This window comes from Pseudomonas sp. TJI-51 (assembly GCF_000190455.2).
GTDB lineage: Bacteria > Pseudomonadota > Gammaproteobacteria > Pseudomonadales > Pseudomonadaceae > Aquipseudomonas > Aquipseudomonas juntendi.
The window spans coordinates 11,645-12,737 of the sequence record NZ_AEWE02000107.1 but is presented as its reverse complement, the minus strand read 5'-3'; the positions used below and the strand labels follow the sequence as shown (position 1 = coordinate 12,737).

The 1,093-nt window shown below is 60.8% G+C and carries 3 protein-coding genes; 2 read left to right on the top strand and 1 reads right to left on the bottom strand.

From position 1 onward, the window contains the following. The first annotated feature begins 53 nt into the window (after positions 1–53). Both G1E_RS21190 and G1E_RS21185 read left to right on the top strand, forming a co-directional pair. Positions 54–296, top strand: a complete 243-nt coding sequence (locus G1E_RS21190; protein WP_009683501.1) for a hypothetical protein — start codon at positions 54–56, stop codon at positions 294–296. A 16-nt stretch (positions 297–312) separates the two neighbouring features. Continuing rightward, the gene (locus tag G1E_RS21185; protein WP_009683500.1) at positions 313–576 is read left to right on the top strand and encodes a DUF3077 domain-containing protein; all 264 of its coding nucleotides are present in this window, start codon (positions 313–315) and stop codon (positions 574–576) included. A 132-nt stretch (positions 577–708) separates the two neighbouring features. On the opposite strand, the gene G1E_RS29760 is transcribed toward G1E_RS21185, so the two are convergent. Continuing rightward, on the bottom strand, positions 709–1,093 hold a 385-nt coding region (locus G1E_RS29760), incomplete at its 5' end, for a methyl-accepting chemotaxis protein (protein ID WP_047150086.1).

Sequence of the window (1,093 nt, the reverse complement as noted above, 5' to 3'; positions counted from 1 at the left end):
CCCAACTGTTTAGCCGCGGTAGGTGGTTGCTCCACTACGACAGGAGCCACACCATGCTGAAGATAGTCCCCGATCCACCCCACCTCCCCCACTCCCTGGAAGACACCCTCATGCTCGCAACCGACTACGCGCTCTGCGCAGAAGCCGTTGCCCAGCAAGCAATGCTGATGCAACCCAGATCACCCGCCTCCGTGTTGATCATGGCCTCGATGCACGAGCTGGAAACACTCCGCCGTTTGCTCGAATCGGCACTGGCGCAAATACAAAGGCCAGCCGACCCGCAAACCATGCATTGAACAGGGGTATTGCTCGATGACCACCGAAAACACCCAATGCACTGTCGGCAAAACCATCTTCTTCCAAGGTGAAAACCAAACTCACCCGCTGTTCCGCATCGAACCGGGCATCCCCTGCCAGAACGCCCGTGAACAGGCGTCGGAACTGATGGGGTATGCGCGGGATTTGACCATTGATGGGTTGATGGAAGACAAGCCAAAGCTGATCTGGGCAGCGCACTATCTTTGCGCTCTGGGGAAAGCGCTGCTGGATGATGCGGAGTTGGGCATGATGCGCTGAACCTCAGGGTCAAAGGCGATAGAAGTCAGTCGGCTCGCAGCTATCAATCACTGACGCTATCGCCCGCCAAGGGCCCCTGTGCGCGCGGCGAATGAGGGCGTCGCACGCGCAGGGGCATCCCCCCCTAACCCCTCAAATCCGAAACACCCCCACCTGCCCATACAACCCTTGCGCCAAGCGCTGCAAGGCCCCCGCCGTCTCGGCCGTCTGCTCCACCGCCTGGCTATTCTGCTGCGACATCTGCGCAATGCGTTCAACGTTGCGCGCCACATCCTGGCTAGCCGCGGTCTGTTCCCGCAGTGCCAGGGAAATCTGATCCACCATGCGCACCACGTCCCCCGAAGACTGCCGAATGTTGACGATCGCCTCCCCCGCTTGTTGCGCCAGGGTCACACCGCCTTTGACCTGCTGCACACCCACCTCCATCTGCCCCACGGCCTCGCGGGTGCCGGACTGGATGCGTTTGACCATCTCGGTAATTTCCTGGGTCGAGTTGCCGGTGCGCTGTGCCAGCAGG